A 26,432-nucleotide genomic window follows, 5' to 3' on the forward strand; every position below is an offset into this window, starting at 1 on the left:
TGTTTTTTATTTAACAGACTTGACCGTTTGGGTCGGGTTGGGGTTGTTCTTGCCCGCAAGCGCCTTATTCTGCTGTACGGCGTTCAGCGGGAACACGCAGTTCCACCAGGGGGCGCGTCCGTCCGTGGAAAGCTGGGCCATCGGGGGAGCGTTCGTGCCGGTGTCGCCGTTGTGCATGCCGATGTTCAGACGCTTCAGGTCGTAGAAGATGACGCCCTCGCCCCAGAACTCGATCCGCTTCTGGAAAATGATCTCGTCGATCAGGTCGTTGGCCGCCGGAACCGTATAGGCCGGATCGCGGTTGGCCATGAACGACTGCAACAGCGACTTGCCGGTGGTGGCGTCGTAGTGCGCCGTAGCCTCGGCCTCGATCAGGTACATCTCCTCGACACGCATCATCGGGATGCTCGTCACGTTACCCGTGGAATAGTTTCGTTTTTCGCCGTTGGCCGCGTGGAACTTAAACGATGCGTAGGGGGCTATCGTTGCGAACTCCTCCTCGGTCAGGGTCGTATAGGGCGCGATGGCGTCGAACGAGCGGTCGGCTCCGACAAAGCTCTTTTTGCGGAAGTCGCCCGACGAAATGCGGTTGTAGCTGAATACCGAGATACCCGGCTGCGCTCCGTAGCCGTAACCCCAGATAGCCTCGGTCGCCATGTGGGCCGACCACGACAGCAGGTTGTTGAGCACGGTGTCGGTGGTCTGGATCATGGCCCACATCCACGACGAATTGACCGTGTTGAACCCGGTCTTCGGGTCGAGCCACTGGCTTTCGGTCATAATCGTGCAGCCCGAAGCGTCGATGGCCTTGCGGGCGTATTCGGCGGCCAGACGGTAAGCGGCGTCGCCGGTCGGAACTTCCGCATACGATTCGGTGAATCCGCCCAGCCAGAGGTAGGCGCGGGCCTTGAGTCCGTAGATCACGGCCAGCGAGGGCAGGTTTTTCGTCGCCGGCGTATAGTTGGCCAGCAGGGTCTCGGCGGTGTTGAGGTCCTCGAAGATGAACTTGAACATCTCCTCACGCGATACGCGCGGGTTGTTCTCCAGTTCCTCCATGCTCGTATCTTCCCGGACGATGGGAACGGTCAGCCCCTTGACGGCTTCCAGCTCGGTCTCGTAGGCGGGACGTTCGGGAGCCTTGGCCGGCAGCGCGTCGTAGAGACGGGCCAGGTCGAGGTAGCAGAGCGCGCGGAAAGTCTTGGCAATGCCCATCATCTCCTCTGCGCCTTCGCTCTGGTTTGCGATGTCGATGGCCTCATTGGCCGTGAAGATGAACTTGTAATAGTTGGTGTAGAAGAACGGGGACATCTTGCCGTTCGCTGCCAATCCGGTCGAGTTGCCCGGATAGAGCCATGCCTGCCAGCGGTCGTAGTACTGGTTGCCGCCCGGCAGGTTGCCGCTGACGGGGAACACCTCGCCGACCATGCGGTCGGTGGCGCCGAAGATGCCCGGGTAGCCGAAGTCGATGTGCTCGCCGAGGTCTATATAGTTGGTGATGAGCACCGTCGGCATCGCAGTGATAAGACCCTCCTTTGCGAACGGAGATTCGGCAGTCTGATCGCTGGTGGCGTATCCGCTTTCGGGGAAGGTCTCCTTGATACAGCCCGAAAGAAGCACGGATGAACCGAGAAGCAGCGCCGTTGTTTTCAGTATGTTGTTCATTTTCATAATATTCGTCGTTTAACAAATTAGAACGTTACGGTTACACCGCCCGAGAAGGTGCGAATCGGGGCGTAGTAGTACGGGTTCGTGATTCCGTTGATGGACTGACGCGGGTCGAGACCCTGACGCTTGGACCAGTACCATACATTGTCGCAGGCGAGGTAGATACGCAGATTCTCGACGAGGAACTTGCGCGTGATACGCTTGGGCAGCGTATATCCGAGCGTGATGTTCTGGATGTTCAGGTACGATGCGCTGGTGAGGAAACGGTCCGAGACGGCTGCCTGATTCGAGTCGTTGTAAGCAAAACGCGGAATGTTCGAACCGGAGTTCTCGGGAGTCCACGAATTGAGCAGGTCGTGGTGGTAGTTGTTTCCGGTCGACGTTCCTGCCGGGGAGTTCATGTAGAACCTGTAGCCCTGGTCGAGAACCTGTCCGCCGAGCTGGTAGGTGAAGCCGATCGAGAAATCGACGCCGTAGAAGCGCAGCGACGTGCCGAAACCGCCGTAAACGTCCGGCAGGGCGTCTCCGTGCATTTCGCGGCCCTCCTGCGAGGCCACCGAGTAATCGGAGGTCTTGATGCGCTCCTTGTTGCCGGCATCATCGGTCTTGTAGGTGTACCACAGCGATTTTCCGGTCTCGGGGTCTACTCCCGCGTAGGTCGGAACGTAGAACGAGAAGACGGATTCCCCTTCGGTGAGGAATTTGGTGTCCTGCCAGCGGCCCACGTGTTTGCCGTCGGCCGTCGTGTTGTTTTTGAACTGCTCCGGCAGGTGGGTCACCTTGTTCTTGTAGTGGGTCATGTTGAGCGAGAAGTCCCACACGAGGTTTTTGGTCCGGATCAGGTCTGCGTTCAGTTCGATTTCGAGACCGCGGTTGACCATGTCGCCGATGTTGGTGAAAATGGTCGTGTAACCCGACTCGATCGGAGTGGCCAGCTCGAACAGCATGTCGGTGGTCTTGCGGTTGAAGACATCGATGCTACCCGACAGACGGTTGTCCCAGAGGCCGAACTCTACGCCGACATTGAGGTTGGCGTTGGTCTCCCAGGTGATGTCGGGGTTGCCTTTCTGGTAGAGTACGCTCGTAACGCCGTCGCCGCTGCTCAGGATCTCGCGGTAGTCGGTATAGCGGTAGTAGGATTCCGCTTTCGATCCGAGGTTGTCGTTACCCTGCGAACCGTACGATGCTTTGACCTTCAGCATGTTGACCCACGAAGCGTTGAACCAGCTCTCGCGGTTGATGATCCAGGCTGCGCCGAGCGACCAGAAGTTGCCCCAGCGGTGGTCGGGGTGGAAGCGCGACGATGCGTCGCGGCGGTACGATCCCGAGAAATAGATGCGGTTGTCGTAGTCGTACTGTCCGCGGAAGAAGTAGCCCTCGTTGTTGTACTCCAGAACCGACGAACCCGACCGCGACGAGTCGACGACGGCGCCGCTGAGTTCGGTGTTGTCCGGCGAGAACATCATGGTCTTCGAGCCGTACAGACCGTAGGATTTGCGGTTGTACATTTCATGGCCGAAGAGCAGGTCGAGGTTGTGGACGTCGGCGAAGGTGTTGGTGTAGGTCAGGAACTGCTGCATGTTGTAGGCGATCTCCCGACTGTGGCTCTTGAAAACGGCGCCGCCCGATTCGGCGAACTGTCCGTAGTAGGGGTTCGACACCTGCGTACCGCGGGTTTCGTCGAGCGACACGCTTCCGTTGAGGGTCAGTTTCAGGCCCTTGTACAGGGAGAAATCGGCAAAACCGTTGGCCATGAAGGCATTGCCCTCGTTGATGTATTTGTTGAGCTGAATGTCCTGCAGGTCGTTGCTCTTCCCGCCGTTGGTGCGCAGTGCGCCGCCGTTGCGGCCGTCGCCGGTATCGTACATCTTGAATCCGTACTCGTCGATCATAATGTTGCCGTTGCCGTCGCGCATGTAGACCGGATAGATCGGCGCCATGCGGATCGCCGTGGCGAATGCGTTTCCGCCGTCGGCGTTGCCTTCGCCCTGACCTTCGCCGTCGTCGTTGGTTTGGTTGCCGTTGTTCCAGACGAAATGGGTGTAGGACATGTTACCGCCGACTTTCAGCCACTTTTTGGCCTGGTAGTCCGCGCGCAGACGGGCGGTGTAGCGCTCGTTGCTCGAACCGTCGACGATACCCGTGTTGTCCAGATAGCCGAGCGATGCGAAGAAATTGGCGCGGTCCGTCGCGCCGGAAACGCTGACGTTGTACTCCTGACGGAACGACGACGATTTGTAGATTTCGTCGAGCCAGTTGTCGGGTTGCAGGTAGAACTGCTGGCCCTTGGCGTCGGTTACCAGGCGGCCCTGCTTCGCACGCGGATTGAGACGGCCGTTTTCGCCGATGAGGTTCTGGCCGTCGGGCACGGTGAAGACGTTGTAACCCAGACCGCCGGGATCGTTCGACGTCAGCAGCTTGTTGGCGGCGATGTTGGCGGCCAGGGGAGTGTACTTCTGGTCGAGCGTGTAATAGTTGTACAGCGACTTGTAGTGCATCTCGTAGTATTCGCCCGCATCCTCCACGATGTCGTAGGTCTGCAACGCACGGGTGTTGATGCCCCACTTGCCGTCGAAAGTCACGGTGGCCTCGCCGGCCTTCGCACGCTTGGTCGTGACCATGATTACGCCGTTCGCGCCGCGGGAGCCGTACAGGGCGTTCGACGCGGCGTCCTTGAGGACGCTGATCGACTCGATGTCGGCAGCGTTGATGTTGTTGATGTCACCTTCGTAGGGCACGCCGTCTACAACCCAGAGCGGGTCGTTTTTGGCATTCATCGAACCGTAGCCGCGCACGTAAATCTTCTGACCGGAACCCGGACGGCCCGAGGCGGAGGAGAACTGCACGCCGGCGATTTTGCCGACGAGGGCATCCCCGACGTTCGAAGACTGCGTTTTTATCAGATCGTCGGATTTGATCACCTTCGCCGCTCCGGTGAAGGCGTCTTTCTTGGCTGTACCGAAGGCCACTACGATCACGTCGTCGATGGCCTGTGCGTCTTCTTTGAGCGAGATGTTGATTCGGGTCTTGCCTCCGATGGCCACCTTCTGGGTTTCATAGCCGATGAAGGATACGACCAGCGATCCGTTTCCGGGAGCCGTGATGGTGAAGCTACCGTCTCCGTTTGAGGTCGTGCCGACATGCGAGCCGTCGACCATAACCGTTGCTCCGGCGACCGGTTTCCCGTCGGGACCGGTGACTGTTCCGGAAATTTGCTTACTCTGGGCCAGCGAGAGTAATATTCCCCCCCCCAATAAAGCAATTAACGATAGTAGAATTTTTCTTACCATAAGCGTTAATCTAATAGTTTTTTTTAAAATAAACACATAGCGGATTTGCAAATTTGAGCAAAGCGTAGCGAATTAGCTGATAGAGCGTTCGTTACGCTTTGTTTTTCTATGGGGCAGAGCCAACGAAATACCACCTCGAAGCCAAACGGTGCAGAAGTTCAGTTACCACCTCGTTACTCCCGTAACGGGTGCAAATTTCTTGCTAAAAGGTTCTGTTTCTGCGTTTTGCGTAGATTTACATAGCTGTCGGTAACTCACTAATAACTAATTTTGTAACCAAAAAAAGGAGTGAGTTATGCGTAGTACATTCAAGGTATTATTTTACGTGAAGAAAGGCAGCGAGAAGCCGAACGGCAACCTGCCTCTGATGTGCCGTATCACGGTGGACGGCGAGATTAAACAGTTCAGTTGCAAGATGGACGTTCCCCCACGGTTGTGGGACGTGAAGAACAGCCGTGCTTCGGGCAAGAGCGTCGAAGCGCAGAGAATCAACCTTGCGGTAGATAAAATCCGTGTGGAGGTAAACCGCCGCTACCAAGAACTGATGCAGACGGACGGATATGTTACCGCCGCCAAACTCAAAGACGCCTATCTCGGTATCGGCATCAAGCAGGAAACTTTGCTGAAGCTGTTCGAGCAGCACAACGCCGAGTTCGAGAAGAAAGTCGGGCACAGCAGGGCGCAGGGTACATTCACCCGTTATCGGACGGTCTGCAACCATATTCGGGAGTTTTTGCCCCACACCTACAAGCGTGAGGACATTCCGTTAAAGGAACTCAACCTCACTTTCATCAACGATTTCGAGTATTTTCTGCGCACGGAGAAGAAATGCCGCACTAATACCGTGTGGGGCTACATGATTGCGTTGAAACACATCGTTTCGATAGCGAGGAACGACGGGCGTTTGCCCTTTAATCCCTTTGCCGGATATATCAACTCTCCCGAAAGCGTGGACAGGGGCTACCTCACCCAAACGGAGATACAGACGCTCATGGACGCACCCATGAAGAACGCCACCCACGAGCTTGTACGGGACTTGTTCGTCTTTTCGGTGTTCACGGGTTTGGCGTATTCGGACGTGAAGAACCTCACCACCGACCACCTACAAACATTCTTCGACGGCAACCTTTGGATAATCACCCGAAGAAAGAAGACCAACACCGAATCGAACATCCGCCTTTTAGACGTTCCCAAACGTATCATCGAAAAGTACAAGGGACTGGCAAGGGACGGTCATGTTTTCCCCGTTCCGAGTAACGGAAGTTGCAACAAGATACTTAAAGAGATAGGCAGACAATGCGGCTTCAAGGTACGTTTGACCTATCATGTGGCACGCCACACGAACGCTACGACCGTACTTTTATCGCACGGCGTACCCATCGAAACGGTGAGCCGTCTTTTGGGGCATACCAACATAAAGACCACCCAAATTTACGCCAAAATCACCGCCCAGAAGATAAGCCAAGACATGGAAACCTTGTCGCACAAGTTGGAAGATATGGAGAAGAATATCTGTCGAGCCATCTAATTAAAAACAGAATACCGATGAAAGAAGAAAGGAATATTATCACGATGGACGAGCAGGGCAATATCTTCCTGCCGAACGATATAGGTGCAACCGCCATGACCGAGTGGGAAATCTGCGAACTGTTCGGGGTTATCGCCCCGACGGTTCGGGCAGGGATAAAGGCACTCTGCAAAAGCGGAGTTTTGAGTATATATGACATAAAGCGCATTATCCGCATATCGGACAGATACAGCGCGGAGGTTTACAACCTCGAAACGATAGCCGCCCTCGCTTTCCGTATCGAATCGTTCGGGGCGGCGAAAGTCCGCAAAGTGTTGTTGGAAAGGATTATAAACAGGCGAAAAGAGAAAACGACGGTATTCGTGTCGGTTGTTTCGGACGGCAAGCCCAACAGCCGTTGGAAAGCATGATGATATATCAACATACCAACATGCAAACATACCAACATATCAGCATACCAACATGCAAACCTATCACTATGGTGATATATATTGCAGGTTCTATTCCTCTTTTCAGAGGAAAGCGGAGCAATCATTTCCGTTTACAAAGGCAAAGCAAGCACGGGGCTTTATGTCGGCTAAAAGGTCAGGCGGCTGCGCCGTTTCCCTATAAATCTTCCTCTCGCTTCGCTGCGAGCGTATTTATCGGGAAAACCTTGTATCCGACCGCCCCATGCAAAAGAGCCTTTGAAAACGGAAACGACCGCCCCGCCACCCACCGACCGAAAGGGAAAAAATAAGGTGGGGTTATATGGGTAAGCAGACGGCAGGGACAGCCACCGCAGAAAGGCAGACGGACGGCACGCCGCAGGGTATTTACTGAGAAAATACCGTAGCTTATTAGGGAATTTTCCGAGCCGCAATACTACGTATCGCTGAAAATTCCCCAATAAGGCAAGGGGCAAGCCCCTCTGCACACCCCATCGGGGACGGCATTTGCCGCCCCCGAAGATACAAAAAATCATTGTTTCACAAGCCAAAAAAGAAGAATATATGGGTTTCGTAGTTTTACACATGGAAAAGGCGCACGGCAGCGACAGCGGAACGACCGCACATATCGAGCGTTTCATCATACCGAAGAACGCCGACCCCACACGCACGTACTTAAACCGCAGGCTCATCGACTACCCCGACGGGGTGAAAGACCGTTCGGCGGCTATACAGCAGAGATTGGAAGAAGCGGGGCTGACACGCAAAATCGGAAGCAACCAAGTACGGGCTATCCGCATCAACGTATCGGGAACGCACGAGGACATGAAGCGGATAGAGGAAGAGGGGCGTTTGGACGAGTGGTGCGCCGACAATCTGAAATACTTCGCCGACACGTTCGGAAAGGAGAACATCGTGGCGGCTCACCTGCACAGGGACGAGGAAACGCCGCACATACACGTTACACTCGTCCCCATCGTCAAGGGAGAGCGCAAGCGCAGGAAAAGGGAGGAACAGACAAAGAAGCGATACCGCAAGAAGCCGACCGACACCATGAGGCTGTGCGCAGACGATATTATGACACGACTGAAATTGAAGTCCTACCAAGATACCTATGCCGAAGCGATGGCAAAATACGGGCTGCAAAGGGGCATAGACGGCTCGAAGGCTCGTCACAAGTCCACGCAGCAGTATTATCGGGATATACAGAAACTCTCCGATAACCTCAAAGCGGAAGTGGTGGATTTGCAGCAGCAGAAAGAAACGGCACGGGAGGAACTAAGACGGGCGAAAAAAGAAATACAGACCGAGAAGCTGAAAGGAGCGGCAACCACCGCAGCCGCCAACATCGCCGAGAGTGTCGGTTCTCTTTTCGGCAGCAACAAGGTCAAGACATTGGAAAAAGAGAACACCGCCCTACATAGGGAGGTAGCCGACCACGAGGAAACCATCGAAGCCCTGCAAGATAGAATACAGACCATGCAGGCAGACCACAGCCGACAGATGGCGGAAGTAGAACGGAAGCACCGCAGGGAGATAGCGGACAAGGAAACGAAGCACAAAGAGGAAATATCTTTCTTGAAAACGGTAATCGCAAAGGCTGCGGCATGGTTTCCCTATTTCCGTGAAATGCTCCGTATCGAAAACCTCTGCCGCCTTGTGGGATTCGATGAAAGGCAAACCGCAACGCTCGTCAAGGGAAAGCCGTTGGAGTATGCAGGGGAACTCTACTCGGAGGAACACGAACGGAAATTCACGACCGAAAAGGCATGGTTTCAAGTCGTGAAAGACCCCACCGACGGGACTAAATTGGTTCTTGCCATTGACCGAAAGCCCATTGCCGAGTGGTTCAAAGAGCAATTCGATAAGCTACGGCAGAGCATTCGCCGACCAATACAACCGCAAAGGAAAAGCAGAGGGATTTAGGGGAAATAGATAAATAATCAACTGTACCTCAATCACTAAATTCAAGTCAATCAAATTATTGGCATTCTATGGTGCATAAACGAAATAAAAGTAGTAAATTTGCCAAATAATGACAAATTGAAAAAATATTCGAATGTTATTCGCTCAAAAGATCAAAGCGGCCAGAGTCCGAAGCGGATTGTTGCAAAAGCAATTGGCTTCGGCTTTGAATATAGATGTCCCTATGTATAGCCGAATAGAACGCGGAGACAGGCAAGCTAAAAAGGAGCAAGTGGTATTGCTTTCGGATATCTTGAATATCGAACGGGAAGAGTTGTTGAGCCTTTGGATTGCGGATAAGATAAATGCAATTATCGGAGACGATAAAAACATTGCAGATAAAGCGTTGAAGACTATAATTGACAATAGAAATGGAAATAAAGACTATACACACGCTTATTAACGGAGATAGCAGGAATCTTTCTCTTATGCCGGACAAATCCGTCCATCTGATCATTACGTCGCCCCCGTATTGGCAATTGAAAGATTATGGGAGTGATGGGCAAATAGGATTTCATGATAGTTACGAAAGTTATATCAACAATCTGAATATGGTCTGGGCGGAGTGCAATCGAGTATTGCATGACGGTTGCCGTTTGTGCATAAATATAGGAGACCAATTCGCTCGTTCCGTCTATTACGGACGTTATAAAGTGATTCCCATAAGAACCGAAATCATACGTTTTTGCGAAGCTCTCGGAATGGATTATATGGGAGCCGTAATTTGGCAGAAGCAAACAACGATGAATACGACAGGGGGAGGAGCTGTTATGGGTAGTTTTCCTTATCCTCGAAACGGTATTTTGAAAATAGATTACGAATTTATCCTAATTTTCAAAAAACAAGGTAAGGCTCCCGTTCCCGCTATTGAGCAAAAGCAATGTTCGGAAATGACAAAAGATGAATGGAATACATTTTTTGCTTCCCATTGGAATTTCGGTGGGGCTAAACAAGACGGACACATTGCGGTATTTCCTGAAGAATTGCCGCACCGTTTGATAAAAATGTTCTCTTTTGCTGGAGAAACGGTATTCGATCCATTCATGGGTAGCGGGACTACGGCTTTGGCAGCGCGTAATCTGCAACGTAATTCTATCGGGTATGAAATAAATCCCGATTATAAAAAATACTATGAGGAAAAGGTCGCTTCATCCTTTTCGTTCGGCAATGTAGAATATAGATACAGCAACGATAGATCTGTTTTCGACATGGACGAAAAGAAGAAAACTTTGCCTTATATATTCAGTGACCCGCACAAAATGGAAAGCAAAATCGAGATTAAGAAGTTGCAATTCGGTTCACGGATAGATAAAGACAAGAAAGAACGGGAAGAGTATTTTTCTGTAAAAACGATTTTGTCACCAAATACTATTGTATTGAACAATGGACTTACCATACGACTGCTCGGAATCAAAGAAAAGCCATCTGTCAATGGTAATGCGACAAAATTTCTTGCGGAAAAGACAAAAGGAAGGAAGGTCTTTTTACGTTACGATGCCATAAAGTATGACGATAAAGATTTGTTGTTGTGCTACTTATACTTAGACAACAAAACTTTTATAAATGCACATATGCTGAAAAACGGTTTGGCAGACGTGGACTATTCTTTTGATTTCAAATATAAAAACAAATTCGAGAAACTGATAAACCTATAACGTTATGGATAGATATTCAATGAATTTCGGGAAAAAGGAACGCGTGCTGAACTACACTTGCCAAACATACCAATTATCCCGTCCGAATAAAGTAGGTGCTGTAATGGCTCTTATTCGCGATTGCCAACCTTCTTCGTTCGATGAATGGCAATCATGGTATTTCGAAAATGCTCATACCGCAGGAAAAAATCCGACGAAAATCACAGTCGAAAGTCTCCATGAATTGGGTGAACGGTTGTATGCAAAAATTACGGAAGTCGTGATTCCGGAATGGGAAGCAGCTTTTCGTGAATTGACAGAACAGGACTGCATTGACTATATATACAATCTGACTATAAATCGTACTTATGACGGTTATATACGAGAAAAGTCTGTAATCAATGACGGATTGGTTAAAGTATTTCCTAATATCAACTTCGAAGAAAGCGATCCCGAATTGGATCATGCTGGAGATATTGATTATATCGCAAAAATCGGAGATAAAGCCATAGGCATACAAATCAAACCGATAACAGCGAGTGCCAATTTCGGTAGTTATTCGCTGACTGAGCGAATGAAAGTGAGTTTCGAATCGTTCAAAGAACGATATGGCGGTAATGTGTTTATCGTATTCAGCTTAGATGGAGAAATTGCCAATAAAGAGGTTATAGGTCAGATTCAATCCGAAATAGATCGGTTGTCTAATTGAGCACACTCTGTTTTTGAAATCGGATTATGAAAGGAAAGAATATCAAAAACGAATCGTTCCCATCTATTGAAGTTATCGACTTATTTTGCGGTATCGGCGGATTGAGTTTCGGGATGAAAAGCAAGGGATTCAATATCCTTGCAGGGTATGATCTCGATGCGACCTGCCGGTATGCTTATGAAACGAATAACAATGCGAAATTCATATATAAGGATATTAAAACGGTGTCTCCGGATGAAATCCGCACAGCCTACGGCAAAGGATCTATTAGAGTGTTGGCAGGATGCGCCCCTTGTCAACCGTTTTCGTCGTATGCATTCAAAAACAAAAAGAAAGATCCGAATAAATACGATTTATTATATGAATTCGGACGATTGGTCAAGGCTGTTCATCCCGACATCGTTACGATGGAAAACGTGGCTCAAATCTTATCTTTCAAAGAAAAGCCCGTTTTATCCGATTTCGAGAATCTTTTGAAAAATGAAGGATATCATGTGTGGGTAAATCCAGTATATTGCCCCGATTACGGAATACCGCAAACTAGGAAAAGATTGGTGTTATTAGCATCGCGATTGGGAAATATCGAGTTGATCAACCCGACGCATAAGCCTAACGAGTACAAGACGGTGAAAGAAACGATCGGAGATTTACCCGAACTCAAAGCCGGAGAAACCGATAAAAACGATCCGTTGCATAGAGCCAAAGCATTATCGCCATTAAATCTCGAACGTCTTCATCATACTCCGTACGGAGGCAGTTGGAAAGATTGGCCGAAGGATTTGCAATTGCGGTGTCATAAAACCGATAACGGACGCTCGTTTGGTAGTGTCTACGGTAGAATGGTTTGGGAAAAACCAGCCCCTACTATGACAACTCAATGCACTGGTTTAGGCAATGGCAGATTCGGACATCCTATACAAGATCGTGCTATTTCCATTAGAGAAGCTGCTCTTATACAAACTTTCCCGATGACGTATAAATTTTTCGCTGACGAAGAGTATGTCGCTATTACCAAAGCATCGAGATATATCGGCAATGCCGTTCCACCGAGACTGGGAGAAGTCATAGCCGAGAGTATTATATGCCATTTGACGCGAATTGTCAACTAACTCCATGAATATTTATATGAAAGAATATCAGCTTAATGTCGATCCTCGGATTTTAGAGTTGTTGGGACCGAATCTTTATACGAATATTTATTATGTATTGGCCGAACTTGTTGCTAATGCGTATGATGCAGATGCACATAATGTATATATCATTTCTAATAAAGACGATATCAGAATCGAGGATGATGGGCATGGTATGTCTTATCAGAATGGAGAAGTAAAGAAGTTCTTGAACGTAGCCGGTGTCTCTCGAGTTAAAGAAGAAGAATCTATGACACGTTCCGGAGAGAGACGAAAAATGGGACGAAAAGGCGTTGGTAAGTTGGCGGCATTGTCTGTTTCCGAATCCGTTGATGTAATGACTATCAGCGATAACGAGAAATCCGGTTTCGTTTTATCTCGTAGACCGATAGACGGGAATAAGTTACGACCTATTGCCGATGATGATATAAAATTCGTATATATTCAAGAGCATGGAACAGCGATCGTAATGAGGAATCCTCAATACAGATTGAATAAATCTATGGATTCGGTTAAACGGAATTTGTTAAAAATATTCCCATTAGTCAACGATAATTTCAAAATACACATAATCAGAGGCAATGAAACAGTTACAATAGACACCTTTGACGAAAATATTGCAAAAGAGTTATGTGCATTTATATCTTTAGGGGATGACTTTTCCGATTTAGCAAAAAATATTCCTAACCAATATCCGGCAAAACGAACTGAATTAGTTGAGCATAGAGAGCCGTATACAGAGCCGATCAATCTGAAAGACAATGCAGGAAATGATCATGAATATACGCTTAAAATAATGGGATGGATCGGGGCATACGCTTCTACAAGAGGGCGTAAAGCGGCACTTACCGATTTCCCCGACAACTTCATATCCCTATATGCGAATAAAAAAATGGGAGAGTTCAATATTTTGCCGATAGTCGGTCAAAATAAATTGAATGAAGTTTATGTAGTCGGACAACTATATATCGATTTGTTCGAATTATCGGAACTTCCAGATATGGCATTGAGCAATAGGCAAGGCTATAAGTCCGACGACCCACGATATGAGGCCGTTATAAAATACGTGCGAACTATTCTACTTCCGGATATTCTTCGGAAAAGAGGTTTGTTTTCTAATGAACAGAACAGAGAGAAGAAGCAACGTAAATTGAATGAACAAAAAAATACAGAAGCAAAATTTAGAGAAGCCGTCGACACATTCAGAAATATAGTGAGTGAAAATGCAGCTGAAAGTATAGGACGATTAGCACCAGATTCTTCGAGAGAAACGATCGAACAAATCATATCCGATGCGATCAATAATAATGCTAATGCTTTAGGATTAAAAACCGTAGTGGATTCCCAGAAAAAGAAAATACTGATTAGTCACGCTTCTAAAGACAAAGCATTAGCTGATTTGATATACTCATTTTTAGTATTTAATAACATTCCGCCCGAAGATATCTTATACACGAGTTGCGACGATGAAATTAGCCGCATTCCCGAAGGGACTGCATCGATATATAACTATTTACGGGATTTCTTTGTGGAAAGTTACTCTAATCAAAAAATCTTCGTCATATTCGTTACGAGTGATAACACCCCGAGTGCATGGGGTGCGATGACAGAAATCGGAGCATCTTGGATCACACAAGTAGATAATAGAATCTTTAATATTCCCCCATTCCGACCGCAACATCCCTTAAATGATGAAGCTTTATGGCATAGTACGGAACGAAACGAAACGAGAATGATGAACTATGTATGACCAAACTAAATGCCGATATTTTTTGCCAGAAAATAGAAGCGACTTGCGACAAGCTCGGCTATGCAAAGAAAAGTCGTAAAGAAAATATGGATCATCTTAAAGAACGAATCGTTATTAAGTAGAGATGGCAGACACGGTCAGTAAAGAAAAGCGTTCGGAAATAATGTCTCATGTCACAGGAAAGGAAACAAAACCGGAAAAGATCGTCCGAAAATATCTGTTTGCTCAAGGTCTGCGATATCGAAAAAATGTAAAACGGTTGCCGGGAACTCCGGATATCGTTCTTCAAAAGTACAAAGCTGTAATATTCGTGAATGGTTGTTTTTGGCATGGACATCAAGGATGTAAATATGCTCATTTACCATCTACGAATTTGGAATATTGGGAGAAGAAGATTGCGGATAATTTAGAAAGGGACAAACGTAAAACGCAAGAATTAGAAAGGCTTGGCTATCAAGTATCTGTTGTATGGCAATGCCAATTAAAACCCAAAGTTAGAGAACAAAATTTGAGAAATCTATACAACAATATCGTTGAACATACGTAAAATGCCAATCGCTATATACCATAGCCTTCATAAGTAAGAAAATTATTGCTATAAGTTGAGTGTTTTAAGTTATTTGACTATCTTTGCGAAAGAAGAGTTATTTGACAGCATAGTAACGCAAAACGCTGAAATTCGCACAGTTTCCAAATCGTTACCTCTATTTCTCAAATAATTCGCTAAAAGTTTATTCCTCAATCGGTTAAGTCAAACCGAGAAAAATCTAAAATAATATTTTTTAGGCTTACGAGGAATGCCTTTGGATGAAATAATTCTGTATTTTTTCTTTCCGGCAGTAATATATGTCCAAATATCAATATTGCACCAACCACCTTGATTATAGGTGTTGATCATACGCATATTGATAATAGTACGATCAGAAGTGAGCTCAATACTAGTGATTTCTGTTGTTGTTGAATATTGTTTATCTACAAAAACAGGAGATATGATTTTTTTCTCAGCACTATCCTTTTTTATTTCCGATGTCAAACCAATAGTAGAAACTGCACTATTATGCATAATTGTGGATGTTGTATCTTGTTTTATAGTTTCTGTATTGACAGAATCTGCTGCTTGCTTAATAACAGATGGCTCTTGTACAACATTGGCTAATATAATACATACATAATCTTTGGCTATTTTTACTTGATCAGGAAATGGTTTTCCCGTTAAAATATTGGTCGAAGGATTAGAAACTTTTACCGGCAATAAATCTATCAGATTTTGCAAATAACTCATTTTTATTGCATAGCCAGCATTTTCAGCTCCCGCATGTTTGGCGCTCACTACGCCAATAATATTACCTTTTGAATCAAATAGAGGGCCACCACTATTACCAGGTTGTACCGGAGCTGAAATTTGATATTGTGATACATCTCCATGAAATCCGGTTCGGGCACTAACAATTCCATTAGTTAATTTTACGTCTACCCCCATTGTCGAGATTAGTGGATATCCTAACACATAACAATTCTCTCCGATTTCCGCTTGATCCTGTCGCCTTATATACGGGATATAAGTAAACGGGGTAAATTTTTTATCGCTTATTTTTATAATTGCTAAATCATTATAACTATCAACTTGCTCAACAGATGCTGAATATGTCGTGTTATAATCACCCCTAATCCCTGTTACATATAGGGTCCTGGCATCTGCAATAACATGGTAATTTGTTACTATATACCCTTCTTTAGAAAGAAAAAATCCAGTACCGCTACTTGGCGTATTCTTGGCTTGATCTTTGGTAATTTGCCCATTCTCATCCTCTTCAAATCCCTGTTGTCTGCGTATTTTAAGTAATCGTGTATTATATCTTATCACTGCATCTTTTATTTTTAGTCCTTGCTGTTTCAAATCAGAATACACTAATGCATTTGCCAGTGGTTTTTTGTAAAATGTCTTTACGGTTGAATAAATATCCAACAATTCTTTTTCTAACAGAGAATCTATATTTTTAGTTAAAGCATCTGATATATACTCAACCAATGAATTTAAATAACGTTCACGTTGCTCATAATGGGCTTGTACTTGTGCCTGAGTCCAAGCTTGTGCTTGCGCTTGCATTGCAGCGGCTGTTGCCATTTCACTAAATGACGGTAGCGAAAGTGAACCATATGAAGGCTTATCATACTGATTGATTTGCGCAAAGCATACGTTATATAAAATGCAACAGAAAATTGTTATAATGATATGTTTCATAGTTTATAGATATTAATTTTCTTAGATTTGGTATGTAAATTCAATCAGTCGTTCAGGATTGCATAAAGAGAATGATACTTTTGCAACACGCTGATTTTTTAGAAAAACGTTGCAGCAGTATGGTTCATTAGGTTCAAAATCTCTTTCTGGAATAGTTGGACCTATAAGCATCTGCATCATAGTCAGTCCTACGCAGATGGTATTTGTTTTTTCAGGTATCCGAATGTATTGCAATCTATGGTCTCCTGTGATCAGTGCATCATAATCACTTGCTAATTTGAGATATTGCGTAAGATGGGCAATGAATATCACTGCCGTACAAAGGATGGAAGCACGGGCGATTTGTTCTTTTTCAGCATTAATAATTTCGCATTGAATGAAACCTTTGAACTCTAATTCATCAATTTTAGTCCCGTTTTGCCAAATCTCAACATGGTTAAAAGGAAAGCTAAATCCTTCCATTTTTAATTTGCAGAATGGAGGGAATGCATCATATTGTATTTCTTCGCTCATAGGTTAGTAGAGTTTTCCCGCCCAACTCCTCTACGGGGATTATTAAATAAAGAAAGTGTGGAGTTGTTAGTTTATCGTACTGGAGGCTCTGGTAAGCCATTGGACAAATAAACAATACCCCACACTTGGGCAGTATATCGAGAATGATATAGCTACGCAAGTGATGAGTGTTTGTATTACTTATCCCTGTCCTTAAAATTTACCAGATTCCCAGTACAGGATGAAGCTAAACACTTTCATCAATCAATATGTTGCTACCCATTGGATAGCACCACAAAGTTAGAAAATGTTTCTTAAAATACAACGCACTCGCGGGGTATTGTAGAAGCAAATTTCGGTTAAAAGTTTCTGAAAATCAAGATTGACCTTATAGAATGTTTATCATAACTTTCGGGGAAATGTTGACTATGATATTTACAGGGTTCTACAAGAAAGGCCCACCTTTTATGGCAGGCCCTTACCTATAAAGCAAATTAAATCTAAACTCATTTTTCTTAATATTTATATATAAAAATATATGAAATATGAGTTATTTCAATTTCATAACACTCCCGGCCAATGTAAACTTACTGATAACTTGAGGTATTTCCACAGGATCTTTACCCAGATATTTCTGTGACTGATAATCCACTACCCGATAATAATTCTCACCAGTCCGGTTATCTTTACAGCGTTTGAGTGTACAAAAACTTTGCAGATAACTGACTGCTGTGGCAGGCTTTTCAAAAATTTTCAGCCCCGACGCATTGAATATAGCAATCATCAATTCATAAATTTTTTCTCTGGAATAACGCTCTCCCGGTTTGAAATAATTCTCCACAAGGGCACGAAATGGGTGCTCTCGCTCTAATGCATTAAACAGTACCGCATTATAAAAGCCATTATACCACTTATTATCCTTATTTCTCTTGTCAGACAATGTATCTACGAGGTATTCATGCGGAGCATATTTCATTAGTTGATGAAAGCGTGATATAAAGCGTTTTAACTCTCTGGATACGCTCCGTTCGGCACGTACTGTCAGGTCCTCGCTCATACTCCCATCAGCAATACGCTCTTTCATTAATTTTACACACTCGTCGATATTAGCATTTTGAATAGCCTTAAACTCGTCATCTACTGCAATCTCTGCGGCTTGTTGGTCCTTCGAATACGAGTCATTAGCAAACGTATGTCCGAGGATTTCACAATCCTCCTCTAATGCAGCGACAATAGCTGTTGCATCAGAATATAGTTGCGAGCGCAGACGCACAAACTCATCAAAAGCGTCTATATTAAGATATGAAACAGCCAGATTATCTTCAATATCATGGCGCACCAATGTAATCGGAGTGCTTCCGCCATAAGAAACTTTCCATCCGGACATTTGATCGGCGACAGCTTGCCCCACATTTCGATGAATCACATCATTATAATTCTCCAATCCGAAATTTATCTGATTAATGATCTCAATGATCCACTTTGCGCAAGCTATATTATGCTGCTTATCGAAATTTTTCTCCCATACTTTCTTGGACTGAATATCATAAATGAGCCGTTCGCTCAAAAGCCCCTCTTTATGACGGCACCGACCGGCTATCTGCAACAATTTTTCGGGAGATAACAACGTATAAAGGTATTTTGTATCAGATACGGATATAAGATGATACCTGTCCTCGATGTCTATACCTGTAAAATAGGTACACGTCAGAAAGGTAATCTGCCTGGTCAGGCGGGTCCCGATATTCTCTTGCGGATAATACTCTCCTGCCTGCTGTTCACTCTGACTGCTGCACCATATTTCGCACTTTCCCTTCAACTCATCCGGTAGCAGTTCGATAATTATTCGCATGGAAGAAACCGTATTGTAAGCTACGACTATTTTATCCTCCGGATACTGTCGTATGGTTCTTTCCAATGTCGTTGCCACAGTTTTAGGAATGTTTGTCGATCGTATCATCTCAATCGGGCGACGAATAAACTGTTCGTATTTCACGTCGATCAAAGGCAGATCAGCCAGTCGGGGATCGGAGAACGGACGGATAGTCGCCGATACCAGACAGCGGTTCCGTTCGGGGAATTTGAAAAAATAGTCGATGACGTTTTCCAATGCCGGACGATATACACCGTCTGTCTGATAACAATCAATTTCATCGACCATTATGTGCCATTTCTCCAGATTCTGCGGCAAGTATTCCATCAGCCGCGGTAAGCTGTCAGCGACTACCAGAATCTTTTTATAAGAAATTTTCTTGTTACTCAAATAAGCACGGATATTTCGGGAGGTCACTTTCTTGATGTCCCCTACCTCGCTACCGACATAAAGATACCTTTTCGTGCCGTCCTCGGTTATTCCCTTGCGATACTTGCCATAGGCCAGACTCCTTGTAGGACAAACTACGATACAATTATTTTCCGCATCCAAGGCCAAAGTGGTAGCTCCGATACCTGTAACATTCTTTTTAATGATGCCATACGGCAACTGCCGGAATACCTCACTGAATCTCTTGGTATTATCCTTTATAAGAACCTCCAAAGAATCCAATCTGTTCTTCTCGGTTTCGTTCGGATGCAAACGATATACTACACCGGGGACATCCAACACCTCCGCATTGTTGATCGTGCACTTAACAACAACGCCATCCTTTTCCTCCGTATCAAACTGATAGCGGGGATCGTCAATACGCTTGGCTTCAGCAGTCAGCGTGCAAAGCACTAAAACCTTTCGTCCTGCTTCCATCTTTGAAATAAATTACGTTCCGCATTCTCCCTTACGGAACTATTCGAAAGAATTGCCTGCGCTCTCACCGCAGACAATCCAACTATTCGGACACTCTCAACTACAATCGAGAATGTCGCGTAAAGGCTTTATAGCCTTATTCAGATATTTACAAGATAAGCAAAATTTTCGAGATTTCCAAATATTCAAGCAATTATTTCGCTGACAATCAGCTCTTTTATCACTTATTGAGCACCTTTTCCAGCCGTCCGATATGATTGCTGATGTTCTTGTTCAGAACTTGCGCATAGGAATGCTGGGTAACCGAAATATTAGAGTGTCCGAGCAGTTTGCTCACCACCTCGATAGGAACATCGTTATAGAGCAGGATAGTCGTGGCAAAGGTTTTCCGGGCCGTGTGGTGCGTCAATTTCTTGTCGATGCCTACCACATCCGCAATTTCCCGCAGATAGGAATTGACCTTTTGATTGGAGATACGCGGCTGGATATAATCGTCCGTACTACCGAATTCCCGGAACCATGCTATCAGTTTCTCGGCCTGCGGGAGCAACGGAACGGAAACCTCCCGGTCCGTCTTTTGACGAACAAGCGTGATCCAATTCCTGCCGTCAAATCCTTTCGTGATATGCTTCGGTTGCAACGCCTGCGCTTCATGGTAGGCAAGCCCCGTATAGACCGAGAAGAGGTAGATGTTCTTAACCGTTTCCAGACGTTTCTGGGCAAAATGATGATGCTCCAGTTTGTGCAGTTCCTCCTGCGTGAGAAATACCAGCCGTTTACGCTCTTTTAAGGGCCTGTATTCGACGAACGGGTCCTGCTGGATATAGTTGCACTTGAAAGCGAAAGTGACCATCTGACGCACCCGCTGCATGATTTTATTGATGGTGATGGCTTTCAGACCTTGCACTATGAGTGCTTCTTCGAACTGCTTCACAAAGCGATAGTCCACGCTTCGGATGGGAATGTCCTGCATGTTATACGAGGTGCGGATATACCGCTCTACATGGGCGAAAACCTCCCGGAATTTTTGCAATGTGGCAGGTGAATACTCTTTGCCTACGAGTTGCTCCATCTTGTTCAGACGCTCCCGGAAAATCCCGCACAACGTATGTTCCTCCACCGTCTTGTGCTTGTAGATCGAGTAGATTTCAGCCAGCGATACATTCCCGTCCGCTTCGTACAATCTACGCTCGATGCCTTTGAGTTCGATAGTGATATCCTGCAAGCGACGGTTAATCAGCACGGCATCTTCCGAGGTTCCTCGAACACATTGAGCGTCTTTGTCCCACAAGTCAGGTGTTACATAAAGTCCCGTCGAAAATTGCTGGCGTTCTGCACCGTCAGTTGTTAACTTGCAGTAAATCGGGGCTGTACCCCGTCGGTTTTTCTTAAATTCGTAAAGATAATAGGTGATTCTCAGTATTTCAACCATAGTCAGCAGATCGTTTTCATAACCCGCTGGAATACTTTTCATTACAAGTCTGGAATACAACTTTTGCCCGAAAGCGAATTGTATTCCAACGAACCCCTAAAATACCCCGATTTTGAATGATTATTAAAATATCTTAAAATATGGCAATTTTGCTTAATTGCTGATTATAAGACATTTAACCATTTTGCAGGGTATAAAAATAGGGGCCAGATTTTGCAATCTAACCCCTTTAGTAGCGGGAGGAGGACTCGAACCTCCGACCTTCGGGTTATGAGCCCGACGAGCTGCCAACTGCTCCATCCCGCGATATATCTTTAGACCGATGATCTATCGCTTTTGCGTGTGCAAAGATAAGACAAATTTTCCATTCCGGCAAATTAATTTCAGCTAAAAAACTCCTTCACACACCCTGCACGCTGTTTGTCAACCGGTTAGAGGACCGAATTATTTTATGGCTGCAACCACGATCTCCGCCAGATCGCGCACCTCGCCCTTCGTGCCGCGGCCGATGGCCTTTTTGCAGAGCGGGCAGGCGGTGACGATCACCTCGGCCCCCGTGGCGTCGAGCTGCGCGGCGACCGACCGGGCGATCTGCACCTGCTGGCCGTCGGAGATGGCCGTATTGGCCACCGAGGAGCCGCAGCAGAGGGCGTTCTCGCGCGTCGAGGCGGGTTCGAGCAATTCGCCCACGGCTTCGATCACCGCACGCGGCTCGTCGTAGATGCCGCTGCCGCGCCCCAGTTCGCAGGGGTCGTGGTAGGTGAAGCGCGTCGCGCCATGCTCCAGCGAAAGGCGGCCCGCACGAATCAACCGCAGGATATATTCCGAATGGTGCAGGATCTCGATACCCGGCAGGTCGTAATCCTCGCGGAAGACCTTGAGGCAGATCGGGCACGACGTGACGAGCGTTGTGATGCCGTGCTTACGGAACAGGTCGGCATTGTATTTCATCATCTTGCGCGCCGAATCGGTCTCGCCGGCCAGTTTGAGCGGCCGGCCGCAGCAGACGCCGCCTTCGCGGTCGGCCCACCAGACCTCCTCGCCCGCGGCCTCGAAGATCGCCGACATCGCCGACATCGTGCGCGGCGTCAGCAGGGTCATGCAGCCCGCAAAATAGCCCACCTTGCCCGCACCTTCGGAGCGGTCGAGACCCTTGAAATAGCCGTAGCGGCGTTCGTCGGGCACGTTGTGCATCTTGTCGCGCGAGTTGACGCGGAGCGTGTTGAGATCAATGCCGACGGGGCATTTCTCGGCACAGCGGCCGCACATCAGGCAGTTGTCGGCCGTCTGGAGGCGCAGCATGTTGTAACGGCGGTCGCGCAGGAAGTAGACCGACTGCACGTCGTCGACGCCCAGCACGCTCTGCAACTGGCAGGGGTCGATGCAGATGCCGCAGCGCGAGCAGGCCTCGACCTGGAAATTATCGTAGGAAGACTCCTTTTCGCCCGAGCGCAGGTTGTAACGGCGCAGGAAGATGAGGGGTATCTCCGTGAAAATATGCATGTAACGCGAGAACGGCAGCGCCACGAAGAACACGCCGAGGCACGAGGAATAGAACCACCACGCCGCGGTTTCGAGATTCATCAGCGGCATCACGCCGATATGCCCGGACATCCACTCCCCGAGGCTCCCGGTGAGGAATCCCCCGCCGCCGTAAAGCGCGCACGTGGCGCTTTCGGCCACCAGACGCGCCGGGAACACGAACCACAGCGCCGACAAGGCCACCCGGTCGCCCGGGACGTGCTTCGTCGTGCGCCGCATGCCCATCGCCCGGGAGTAGAGACGCTTGCCCCAGGCCAGCGCCACGCCCGAGAGGACGAACAGCAGCAGGAGGTCCATCGTGAAATCGAAGAACGGCTTGTGCTCCAGCCCTGTGGCGAAATACTTGAAAAAGACGTGTCCCTGCAACGGCACGTAGCGGAAGCCCAGATAGGCGATCGTCTCGGCCCACCCCACGGCGATCAGCAGGAACCAGCCGAAAGCCAGCGACATGTGCATGTACCCCAGCAGGGGGTTGACCCGGAAGATGCGGCGGTGGAGCAGCGACTCGCTCACCACCTCCCACGCCGCCCCGAAGGTGCGGCGCGTCGGCAGTCCGAACAGAATCCGTTTCTTGTCGGCGCGGGGCAGGCGGTAGAGCCACGTCCCCCACTTCCAGGCCAGGACGGCGAACATCACCGCAGCGCCGATGATGAACGGCAGACAGAATGGCGCGTAGAAAGTCATCGTCAGAAATCCCCCAGTTTACGTTTGATAAGCATCACCACGCCGCGCGTATTGATGCCGCGCGGGCACACCAGCCGGCATTTGCCGCACAGCATGCACTTGTTCATCTCCTCGTAGGCCCCCTGGTATTCGCCGCGGCGCACCAACGTGTGGACCTTGCGGAAATTGAACTCCGTGAGGTTGCCCGCCGTGCAGACCGCCGTGCAGGCCCCGCAGCCGATGCAGGTCTGCAACTCGGGCATCTCGCGCAGGATCTCGTCGCTCTTGCGCAGGTTGTTGCGGTCGATGTCGATGGCCCGGGGCTTCGAAATGGTGTATCCGAAATTGATCGCCGCCATTGCTATGCCTCCACGTATTTGGCCGCGGCGTCGGCTGCGGCGATGCCCTCGTTCAACGACTCGCCGATGTTCTTGGGCGCCGTAATGGTCCCGGCGTAGAAAATGCCGTCGACGTTGCTCTTCACATTGCCGAGAAACATGTCGCGCGGAGCCAGAAAGCCGCTCGGAGCGCGGTTCAGCCCGGCGCCTGCGGCAAACGCTTCGTTGTCGTCGTTGGCCCGCATGCCCACGATCAGCACCAGCATGTCGACGCTCATGCGCAGGGGGCGGCCCGTCAGCGTGTCCTCGGCCTTGATCTGCACCCGTCCGTCGATCGTCGGGCTGGCCTCCGAAATGCGTCCGCGCAGGAAGTGGATGTTGTATCTCTGCTGCGCCTCGCGGTACATCTCCTCGTAACCGGGACCGAACATGCGGATGTCCATGTAAAAATTGAAAACGTCGGCCTCGGGGAAGAGCTGTTTCATCTCCATGGCCTGCTTGACGCCCGTGATGCAGCACACCTTCGAGCAGTGCTGCTGGCAGACCTTCTCGTCGCGCGAACCCACGCAGTGCAGGAAGGCGATGCGCCTGGGGCGCGATCCGTCGGCCTTGGCCACGCGCCCCTCGTTCAACATGCGCTCGATGTCGGCCGTCGTGAAGACGTTGTCGTAGATGCCGTAGCCGTACTCCTCCTTGATCGAGGCATCGAAGAGCGTGAAGCCGCTGGCCACGACCACCGAATCGCACGGCAGCGTCCGCCCGTCGGCGAGCGTGACGCTCTCCTTCGTGAAGCCCGCGACCTCCGTGGAGGTCATCACCTCGATGCCGCTCTCGTTGACCCTGCGGCGCAACTCGGTCAGCACCTCCTGCGCCGGGGTGAACGACGGGAACAGCACGTGCCAGCCCCGGAGCTTGCCGCCCAGTTCGGCCTCTTTCTCGATGATGACCGGGCTGACGCCCTGTTCCGCCAGACGCAGGGCCGTCTGCATGCCCGCAACGCCGCCGCCTATAATGATAACTCGTTTTTTCATTATTCTCTGATGTCGTAAATCGTATCCGTCGGGCAGCAGTTGACCACCGCCGACTCGGGTTTTCCGATATATTTCCCGTTGCGGCCCAGATACTTGGCCGCGGGATCGTACTCGACGCCCATCTTGTCCAGCAGGGGTTCCACGTCGACCTGGTGCATCTGCATGCCCAGCTCCCAGGGGTCGTAGCCCAGCACCAGCCCGGCCATCTCCTCGTAGGTCAGCACCGGGATTCCGTGGCCGTTCTGGCCGTAGGTCGTGCCCTCCATCTCGGCGATGGCGTACTGCCATTTGTCGAGGAACATCGCGCAGCCCGGACAGTTGGCCACGATGAAATCGGGCTTGTAGGGCGCCATGCTCTCCAGTTTCTTGTGCGAGTTGGCGATCGAATAGCCGCGGTTGGCCTGCACGAGGTAGTTGCGGAACCCGAATCCGCAGCAATGGCGGCGTTCGGGATAGTCGACGCACTCGCCACCCCACGACTCGACCATGCCGGCCAGCACATAGGGGAACTCCGATCCTCCGATCCCGGATTTCGGAAATATCTTGGCGTAGTGGCAGCCGATGTGCTCGACGACCTTCAGCGGTTCGCCCGTCGCGGCGTTGACGAGCCGTTTTTTGGCCCGCGCGGCGATCTCTTCGCGGAAATGGAACACGACATCCGACGTGTGGGCCAGGCTCGCGGGCTTCTTGAACTCGCGCCGGGTCGCCTTCCAGAGATTCTCGCGCGTCTTCTCCTCCGTCTCGGGGAACTCGTGCCACGTGGCCAGAATCTCCGTGTAAACGCCGAACGAGGTGATGCACGAAGTCACGAGGTTCTCATACCCCGCCTCGCCCATCAGCGCGAACTGCCGCGCCACGACGGTCATAATCGTCTCCAGCGGCACGATGTCCGAATGGTAGCCGATCCCCGTGCACGACGAGTGCTTGGGGTCGTCCGAGAGGTCCTTGCCCAGGTCGTTGCGCAGCATGTCGATAAACAGCTTCTCGCTGCCCGGGAAGAAATTCTGCCGGATGCAGCTGCGCGCGTAATAATAGTGGTCGTCGGCGATCTCCTTCTGGTAGTCCTGCCAACTCTTTCGCTTCATCGTCATCGTCAATAATGTTCGTTGCTGTTCGAAAGGAAGACATCCATCATGTACTGCTGGTCGGCGCCCTCCTCGTAGCCCATTTCGCGGGCCTTGCGGTCGGAATGCCGCTCGATGGTGTCGAACATCTCGCTGCCGCCGCTGACCTTGAATATCTCGTTGATCTCGGCGAGCGACTCCTCGTCCAGACGGCGCAAGGCCCCGGCGCCGTGGCGCATGTAGACGGGCGTGAACTGGCCGTAAATCTCCCGGTCGTTGTCGTAGATCCATTTCCAGACGGTCCCCTGCTCGGGATGCAGGTCGGGTTTCACCAGCCGCGGGACGATGCAGTAGCCCGTGCGGAGGATGTTCTCGCCGATAATGCGTTTCAGGGCCAGCTGCTGGCGACCCTTCTCGCTCTCGACGAAGAAGCCCAGTTTCTGCGACAGCGTGCGCAGCGCCTGGATCACATAGCCCGGCGTATTGCCCCGCGGACAGCGCGGACGGCACGACATGCACTCGCCGCAGTACCAGATGGTGTCGCTCTTCAAAAGCCGCTCGATGGCCTCGTCGTCGCGCGTCTGCACGATGGAGACGATCTGACGGGGGTCGTAGTTATAGAACTCGGCCGCCGGGCAGACGCCCGTGCAGACCCCGCAGTTCATGCACGAGTGAAGACCCTCCTTCATCCGCACATCCTCCATGAGCATATCGAAATACTTCCCCATACCTAATATACAAAAAAAACCTTTGCAGTGCAAAGGTAGGGAATCCGGGGCGGACGGGCGG

General features: G+C 49.2%; 20 protein-coding genes and 1 tRNA gene. 9 read left to right on the plus strand and 12 right to left on the minus strand.

All coding sequences use genetic code 11. The features are described 5' to 3' along the window. Window positions 1-6: 6 nt before the first annotated feature. Together NQ492_RS11395 and NQ492_RS11400 are read right to left on the minus strand one after the other, a co-directional pair. Window positions 7-1,668: a RagB/SusD family nutrient uptake outer membrane protein gene (locus NQ492_RS11395; RefSeq protein ID WP_015547639.1), complete on the minus strand. Its 1,662-nt coding sequence runs from the start codon at window positions 1,666-1,668 to the stop codon at window positions 7-9. A gap of 20 nt (window positions 1,669-1,688) precedes the next feature. Further along, window positions 1,689-4,955, minus strand: coding sequence for a SusC/RagA family TonB-linked outer membrane protein (locus tag NQ492_RS11400; protein ID WP_044054535.1), 3,267 nt, complete (start codon window positions 4,953-4,955; stop codon window positions 1,689-1,691). 295 nt (window positions 4,956-5,250) lie between these two features. Between NQ492_RS11400 and NQ492_RS11405 the strand changes: the two genes are divergently transcribed. The 9 genes from NQ492_RS11405 to NQ492_RS11445 all read left to right on the plus strand — a co-directional run bounded on the left by NQ492_RS11405 (window position 5,251) and on the right by NQ492_RS11445 (window position 14,646). Then, window positions 5,251-6,483, plus strand: a complete 1,233-nt coding sequence (locus tag NQ492_RS11405) for a site-specific integrase (protein WP_015547641.1) — start codon at window positions 5,251-5,253, stop codon at window positions 6,481-6,483. Window positions 6,484-6,500: 17 nt separating this feature from the next. Beyond that, window positions 6,501-6,893 (plus strand): hypothetical protein, encoded by a 393-nt coding sequence (locus tag NQ492_RS11410; RefSeq protein ID WP_015547642.1) that lies wholly within the window; start codon window positions 6,501-6,503, stop codon window positions 6,891-6,893. A 582-nt stretch (window positions 6,894-7,475) separates the two neighbouring features. Further along, window positions 7,476-8,837: a MobV family relaxase gene (mobV, locus tag NQ492_RS11415; RefSeq protein ID WP_044054536.1), complete on the plus strand. Its 1,362-nt coding sequence runs from the start codon at window positions 7,476-7,478 to the stop codon at window positions 8,835-8,837. A 133-nt stretch (window positions 8,838-8,970) separates the two neighbouring features. After that, on the plus strand, window positions 8,971-9,279 hold the full coding sequence (locus NQ492_RS11420) for a helix-turn-helix domain-containing protein (protein WP_015547643.1): 309 nt from the start codon (window positions 8,971-8,973) through the stop codon (window positions 9,277-9,279). Then, on the plus strand, window positions 9,248-10,531 hold the full coding sequence (locus tag NQ492_RS11425) for a DNA methyltransferase (RefSeq protein ID WP_044054537.1): 1,284 nt from the start codon (window positions 9,248-9,250) through the stop codon (window positions 10,529-10,531). The genes NQ492_RS11420 and NQ492_RS11425 overlap by 32 nt, the downstream gene beginning before the upstream one ends. 4 nt (window positions 10,532-10,535) lie before the next feature. Beyond that, window positions 10,536-11,219: an MjaI family restriction endonuclease gene (locus NQ492_RS11430; RefSeq protein WP_231839923.1), complete on the plus strand. Its 684-nt coding sequence runs from the start codon at window positions 10,536-10,538 to the stop codon at window positions 11,217-11,219. A gap of 26 nt (window positions 11,220-11,245) precedes the next feature. Further along, a complete protein-coding gene (locus NQ492_RS11435; protein ID WP_015547646.1) occupies window positions 11,246-12,328 on the plus strand; it encodes a DNA cytosine methyltransferase in 1,083 nt (360 codons plus the stop codon). A 16-nt stretch (window positions 12,329-12,344) separates the two neighbouring features. Continuing rightward, window positions 12,345-14,099 (plus strand): ATP-binding protein, encoded by a 1,755-nt coding sequence (locus NQ492_RS11440; RefSeq protein WP_231839924.1) that lies wholly within the window; start codon window positions 12,345-12,347, stop codon window positions 14,097-14,099. Window positions 14,100-14,223: 124 nt separating this feature from the next. Further along, on the plus strand, window positions 14,224-14,646 hold the full coding sequence (locus tag NQ492_RS11445; protein WP_083810246.1) for a very short patch repair endonuclease: 423 nt from the start codon (window positions 14,224-14,226) through the stop codon (window positions 14,644-14,646). 204 nt (window positions 14,647-14,850) lie between these two features. On the opposite strand, the gene NQ492_RS11450 is transcribed toward NQ492_RS11445, so the two are convergent. The 10 genes from NQ492_RS11450 to NQ492_RS11495 form a co-directional block, all read right to left on the minus strand. Next, complete coding sequence (locus NQ492_RS11450; protein WP_083810247.1) at window positions 14,851-16,341, minus strand: S1C family serine protease; 1,491 nt, start codon at window positions 16,339-16,341, stop codon at window positions 14,851-14,853. A gap of 21 nt (window positions 16,342-16,362) precedes the next feature. Then, on the minus strand, window positions 16,363-16,854 hold the full coding sequence (locus NQ492_RS11455) for a hypothetical protein (protein ID WP_015547650.1): 492 nt from the start codon (window positions 16,852-16,854) through the stop codon (window positions 16,363-16,365). 529 nt (window positions 16,855-17,383) lie between these two features. Continuing rightward, the gene (locus NQ492_RS11460) at window positions 17,384-19,573 is read right to left on the minus strand and encodes a DEAD/DEAH box helicase family protein (RefSeq protein WP_015547651.1); all 2,190 of its coding nucleotides are present in this window, start codon (window positions 19,571-19,573) and stop codon (window positions 17,384-17,386) included. Window positions 19,574-19,793: 220 nt separating this feature from the next. Further along, window positions 19,794-21,047 (minus strand): site-specific integrase, encoded by a 1,254-nt coding sequence (locus NQ492_RS11465; protein ID WP_015547652.1) that lies wholly within the window; start codon window positions 21,045-21,047, stop codon window positions 19,794-19,796. A gap of 191 nt (window positions 21,048-21,238) precedes the next feature. Further along, a tRNA-Met gene (locus NQ492_RS11470) sits at window positions 21,239-21,311 on the minus strand. A 138-nt stretch (window positions 21,312-21,449) separates the two neighbouring features. Beyond that, window positions 21,450-23,231, minus strand: a complete 1,782-nt coding sequence (locus tag NQ492_RS11475) for a (Fe-S)-binding protein (RefSeq protein WP_015547653.1) — start codon at window positions 23,229-23,231, stop codon at window positions 21,450-21,452. A gap of 2 nt (window positions 23,232-23,233) precedes the next feature. Further along, on the minus strand, window positions 23,234-23,569 hold the full coding sequence (locus NQ492_RS11480; RefSeq protein ID WP_015547654.1) for a 4Fe-4S dicluster domain-containing protein: 336 nt from the start codon (window positions 23,567-23,569) through the stop codon (window positions 23,234-23,236). Window positions 23,570-23,571: 2 nt separating this feature from the next. After that, window positions 23,572-24,579, minus strand: coding sequence for an FAD-dependent oxidoreductase (locus NQ492_RS11485; RefSeq protein ID WP_015547655.1), 1,008 nt, complete (start codon window positions 24,577-24,579; stop codon window positions 23,572-23,574). After that, window positions 24,579-25,670: a CoB--CoM heterodisulfide reductase iron-sulfur subunit B family protein gene (locus NQ492_RS11490; RefSeq protein WP_044054538.1), complete on the minus strand. Its 1,092-nt coding sequence runs from the start codon at window positions 25,668-25,670 to the stop codon at window positions 24,579-24,581. The genes NQ492_RS11485 and NQ492_RS11490 overlap by 1 nt, the downstream gene beginning before the upstream one ends. Window positions 25,671-25,672: 2 nt before the next feature. Continuing rightward, complete coding sequence (locus NQ492_RS11495; RefSeq protein ID WP_015547656.1) at window positions 25,673-26,371, minus strand: 4Fe-4S dicluster domain-containing protein; 699 nt, start codon at window positions 26,369-26,371, stop codon at window positions 25,673-25,675. Between the last annotated feature and the right edge of the window lie 61 nt (window positions 26,372-26,432).

It is taken from the genome of Alistipes shahii WAL 8301, assembly GCF_025145845.1.
In the GTDB taxonomy this organism is placed as follows: domain Bacteria; phylum Bacteroidota; class Bacteroidia; order Bacteroidales; family Rikenellaceae; genus Alistipes; species Alistipes shahii.